Here is a 5,048-nt window from a genome sequence, read left to right on the forward strand (position 1 = left end):
CGGCAGTCGCCGTGCGGGGCCCACTCGCTTGTGACGCCTGAGCGTCAGTGCTCGACGCCGTCCTCCAGCTTCTGGCCCTTCAGGAGGAACCAGGCCGCGACCGCCGTCGCGAGGAGGACCGCCGCGCCGACGCCCGCCGCGATGCGCAGGCCGTCGACGAAGGCCACCTGGGCCGCGGAGACCAGGGCGGTCGCCGCGTCCGGCGCGAGGCCGGCGGTGGCCTCGACCGCACCGCCGAGCGACTCGTGCGCCGCCGCGGCCGCGTCCGCGGGGACTCCGGCCGGGGTCGCGAAGCCCTGGTAGACGCCGGTGACGATCGAGCCGAGGAGCGCGATACCGAGCGCCGCGCCCAGTTCGTATGCGGTCTCGGAGACCGCGGAGGCCGAACCCGCCTGCTCCTTGGGCACGCTGGAGAGGATCACGTCGGCGGTGACGGTGAACGAGAATCCGGCGCCGAGGCCGACGACGAGCAGGGCCGCACCGAGCAGCGGGTAGCCGGTCTCCTTGTGGACCAGGGTGATGACGGCGAGCGCGAGACCGATCGCGCCGAGGCCGCCGGCGACGACGGCGCGTACCGAGAACCGCCGGGCGTACCGGCCGGCGATCAGACCGGTGACCACCGCGCCGATGGCGGCGGGCAGTTCGGCCAGACCGGCCTCCAGAGGCTCGCGCCCCTGGACCAGCTGCAGGAACTGGGAGAGGAAGAAGACCAGTCCGGACAGTCCGAAGACGGTGAGCAGGTCGGCCAGGACCGCGCCCGAGAAGCCCCGGTGCTTGAACAGCCGCATGTCGAGCAGCGGCGACGCCAGCGTGTGCTGACGGCGGACGAAGGCGTACAGGGTGGCCGCGCCGATGGCGGCGGCCGCCACGACCTCCCACGTCAGACCGTGCGAGGCGACTTCCTTGATGGCGTAGACGACTCCGATGACACCGACGAGCGAGAGCCCGACGCTGATCAGGTCCCAGGGGCCGGCGACCGGGTTCTTGGACTCGGGCAGCAGCTTGATGCCGACGAGCACCAGGACGGCCATGACGGGCAGGTTGATGAGGAAGACCGAGCCCCAGTAGAAGTGCTGGAGCAGCGCTCCGCCGATCACCGGGCCGATGGCCGCACCGGCCGAGGCGGTGGCGCCCCAGATGCCGATGGCGAGGCTGCGCTCCTTGGGGTCGTGGAAGATGTTCCGGATCAGCGCCAGCGTCGACGGCATCAGCGTCGCACCGGCGACACCGAGGAGCGCGCGGGCGACGATCATCATCTCGGGGCTGGTGGCGTACGCGTTGAGCACGGAGACGGCGCCGAAGGCCGTCGCACCGATCAGCAGCAGCTTCTTGCGGCCGATCCGGTCGCCGAGCGAGCCCATGGAGACGAGCAGGCCGGCGATGACGAACGAGTAGATGTCGCCGATCCAGAGAAGCTGCGTGCCGGACGGCTTGAGGTCCTCGCTGAGCGAGGGCGTGGCCAGACCGAGTACGGTGGCGTCCACCGCGACCAGCAGGACCGCCAGGACGAGCACCGCGAGCGCGAGCCATCGCCCGGGGCTCTTCGCCTCCGTCCCCTTGGTGAGGTTCAGCTGCTGGGTGGTGCTCATTTCTCCACGCTCCGTCGTGCGCCACCGAGCAGCAGCTCGGTGATCATGTACTGAAAGTCCTTGGGGGCTACCCGGCCGTCCATCACGGACCAGGCACAGGCCGAGACGAGGCCGTAGAGGGCCTCGGTGAGCCAGGCGGGGCTCAGGTCGATCCGGAAGGTGCCTTCCTCCTGGCCGCGCCGGAAGAGGGCGCTGACCCTCGCGTCGAGCCGGGCCCAGCCCTCGTCGACGTCGTCGCCCTCGAAGAGCTGGTTCTCGGTGACGAGGAAGGCCAGCAGCGGCGCGTTGGGCTCCGTTTCGACGACGAGCCGCCGGAGCGCCTCGTCCGCCGGACCGTCGTCGAGGCGTGCGGCGTCGCACGCGGCCTCGAACTCCCGGAGGCCCATCGCCTCCAGAGCCCTGACCAGCGCGTCCCGCCCGGCGAAGTGCCGGTGCAGGGTGGCGCGGCCGATGCCCGCGGCCCGGGCGACCTCGTCCATGGTGGCGGTCGATTTCCGGGAGAGCAGAGCGGCTGCGGTGCGGAGCACCTGGGTGCGGTCGACTGACATGAGACGACCATACACCGAATGAGACATGGATGTCTCATTCGATAAATCGACGCCTCATCACGAGGGGGAAGGAATGCTGTGGACATGACGAAGCCGCTGCTGCTGATCGATGTGGACGGACCACTGAATCCCTACGCGGCTCAGCGCGAACGCCGTCCTGAGGGGTACGGCACGCACCGGATGAGGCCCACCGGCTGGACGGGGGCGAAGCCGCTGCGGGTATGGCTGAATCCCGCCCACGGGGCCGAGCTGCTCGCGCTGGCCGAGGCGTACGAGCTGGTCTGGGCGACGACCTGGAAGGACGAGGCGAACGACTGGATAGGGCCGCACCTCGGGCTGCCCGAGCTGCCGTTCATCGACTGGCCCCAGATGCACGGAAAGGCCCCTCGCGGGACCTTCTGGAAGACGCAGTACATCCTGGAGTACGCGGCGGGGCGGCCGTTCGCCTGGGTGGACGACGACATCACGTCGTACGACCACGAGTACGTGGACCGGAACCACCTCGCCGCCGCCCTGTTGCTGCGCGTCGATCCCGGCATCGGACTGATCCGGCCGGACTTCGACGCGCTCGCGGACTGGGCGGCGGCGCTGTGACGCGGGTGGGTGCTACTGCTTGGCGGTGGCCCAGGCGTGCTGGACGACCAGGTCAGCCTTGACCTCGAGGAGCTGCGTGGCGACGGCCGAGGGAGCCGTACCGCCCCGGCCGTCGCGGGAGGCCAGCGCGCCCGGCACGTTGAGGACCGTGCGGACCTCGGGGGTCAGGTGCTCGGAGATCTTGGCGAACTGGTCGTCGGTGAGCCCGTCGAGCTCGACACCGTCGGCCTCGGCGACCTTCACGCACTCGCCCGCGACCTCGTGCGCCACCCGGAACGGCACGCCCTGCTTGACCAGCCACTCGGCGATGTCTGTGGCGAGCGAGAAGCCGGCCGGGGCCAGCTCCTCCATGCGCTCCCGGTTGACGGTGAGCGTGGCCATCATGCCCGTGAAGGCGGGCAGCAGGACCTCCAGCTGGTCACAGGAGTCGAAGACGGGCTCCTTGTCCTCCTGGAGATCACGGTTGTAGGCGAGCGGCAGGGCCTTGAGGGTGGCCATCAGACCGCTGAGGTTGCCGATGAGGCGACCAGACTTGCCGCGCGCCAGCTCGGCGATGTCCGGGTTCTTCTTCTGCGGCATGATCGACGAGCCGGTGGAGAAGGCGTCGTGCAGGGTCACGAAGGAGAACTCCTTCGTGTTCCAGATGATGATCTCCTCCGCGATACGGGAGAGGTTGACCCCGATCATCGCGGTGATGAAGGCGAACTCGGCGACGAAGTCCCGCGAGGCCGTGCCGTCGATGGAGTTGCCCGCGGAGCCACGCTCGAAGCCGAGGTCCTTGGCGACCGCCTCCGGGTCGAGCCCGAGGGAGGAACCGGCCAGGGCGCCGGAGCCGTACGGCGAGACGGCGGTCCGGGTGTCCCACTGCCGCAGCCGCTCCGCGTCCCGGGAGAGGGACTGGACATGGGCGAGGACGTGGTGGGCGAAGAGCACCGGCTGGGCGTGCTGGAGGTGGGTCCGGCCCGGCATGGCGACGTCCGGGTGCGCCTCGGCGAGGCCGACGAGGGCGTCCTGGAGGTCGGCGACGAGACCGCCGATGATCCGGGCGTGGTCGCGCAGGTACATCCGGAAGAGGGTGGCGACCTGGTCGTTGCGGGACCGTCCGGCGCGCAGCTTGCCGCCGAGGTCGGGACCGAGGCGCTCCAGGAGGCCCCGCTCCAGGGCGGTGTGGACGTCCTCGTCGGCGATGGTGCCGACGAACTCGCCCGAGGCGACGTCCGTCTCGAGCTGGTCGAGGCCCGCGAGCATGCGCGTCAGCTCGTCCTCGGTGAGCAGCCCGGCCTTGTGGAGCACGCGCGCGTGGGCACGGGAACCGGCGATGTCGTACGGCGCCAGACGCCAGTCGAAGTGGACCGATGCGGACAGCTTCGCGAGGGCCTCGGCGGGGCCGTCGGCGAAGCGGCCGCCCCAGAGCCTGACGTCACCGTTGTTGCTGCTCACTGCTGTGCTCCTCAGGACAAGGGTGGAGATGTGCGACCGCCTTCCCCATGGCGGGTGGACGACCGGGGAGGCGGCTGTGGAACGACTAGGGGTTGCGCGAGGTCACGCCGGGAGGCGGTCTTCGCGGAGAGCTCGACGATGCGATAGGCATAACTATGCAGTCCTCCGTATGTTCTGTCAATGCGCGCTTCCGGGCGCCACCAGGTGAGACCGGCCGTCCCGCGTGTCCTGGCGCGGGAGAATCAGCGGCATGGGAAAAACGCATGAACGAATAGACGGACGACTCCGCGCCTTCATCGAGGCCCAGCCCGTCTTCTTCACGGCGACCGCGCCCCTCGACGGCGACGGCACCGTCAATCTGTCTCCCAAGGGGCTGACCGGCTCCTTCGCCGTCGTCGACGAACTGACCGTCGCCTACCTCGACTTCGCCGGCAGCACCGCCGAGACCGTCGCGCACCTGCGGGAGAACGGTCGCATCACCCTCATGTGGTGTGCCTTCCAGGGACCGCCGAACATCGTGCGCGTCCATGGGCGCGGCGAGCCCGTGTTCCGGGACGACCCGCGGTGGGAGGGGCTGCTGGCGCACTTCCCGGCCATCGATGTCACCCGGCACGGACTGCGCGCGATCGTGGTGGTCACCGCCGAGCTGGTCCGGGACAGCTGTGGGTACGGGGTGCCGTTCATGTCCTACGACGAGGACCGCGATCTGCATGCGAGGCGGTTCTCGCGCGAGGACGACGCCTCGCTGAGCGAGTACTTCACGAAGAAGGAGCACATCGCGTCGAGCATCGACGGACTCCCGGGGATTCCGCTTCCGCTGCCGCCGCTCCCCCGGCCGGGTCACTGAGCCCGCGGGGCGCGGACCGACGGCGATCGG

5 protein-coding genes are annotated in these 5,048 nt (G+C 70.2%); 2 read left to right on the forward strand and 3 right to left on the reverse strand.

Annotation, left to right across the window (positions count from 1 at the left end; all coding sequences use genetic code 11):
* Positions 1–44 precede the first annotated feature (44 nt).
* Positions 45–1,589, reverse strand: coding sequence for an MFS transporter (locus ACFQ7Q_RS37610; protein ID WP_383563598.1), 1,545 nt, complete (start codon positions 1,587–1,589; stop codon positions 45–47).
* Complete coding sequence (locus tag ACFQ7Q_RS37615; protein ID WP_383563601.1) at positions 1,586–2,137, reverse strand: TetR/AcrR family transcriptional regulator; 552 nt, start codon at positions 2,135–2,137, stop codon at positions 1,586–1,588. Before ACFQ7Q_RS37615 ends, ACFQ7Q_RS37610 begins: the two co-directional genes overlap by 4 nt.
* 84 nt (positions 2,138–2,221) lie before the next feature.
* Here ACFQ7Q_RS37615 and ACFQ7Q_RS37620 point away from each other — a divergent pair, with 84 nt between their 5' ends.
* Positions 2,222–2,731: an HAD domain-containing protein gene (locus tag ACFQ7Q_RS37620; RefSeq protein ID WP_383563604.1), complete on the forward strand. Its 510-nt coding sequence runs from the start codon at positions 2,222–2,224 to the stop codon at positions 2,729–2,731.
* A 12-nt stretch (positions 2,732–2,743) separates the two neighbouring features.
* On the opposite strand, the gene argH is transcribed toward ACFQ7Q_RS37620, so the two are convergent.
* A complete protein-coding gene (gene argH, locus ACFQ7Q_RS37625; protein WP_383563607.1) occupies positions 2,744–4,171 on the reverse strand; it encodes an argininosuccinate lyase in 1,428 nt (475 codons plus the stop codon).
* Positions 4,172–4,421: 250 nt separating this feature from the next.
* Between argH and ACFQ7Q_RS37630 the strand changes: the two genes are divergently transcribed.
* The gene (locus ACFQ7Q_RS37630) at positions 4,422–5,018 is read left to right on the forward strand and encodes a pyridoxamine 5'-phosphate oxidase family protein (RefSeq protein WP_383563610.1); all 597 of its coding nucleotides are present in this window, start codon (positions 4,422–4,424) and stop codon (positions 5,016–5,018) included.
* The last annotated feature ends 30 nt before the right edge of the window (positions 5,019–5,048 follow it).

It is taken from the genome of Streptomyces sp. NPDC056527, from assembly GCF_042794475.1.
Taxonomy (GTDB): Bacteria; Actinomycetota; Actinomycetes; order Streptomycetales; family Streptomycetaceae; genus Streptomyces.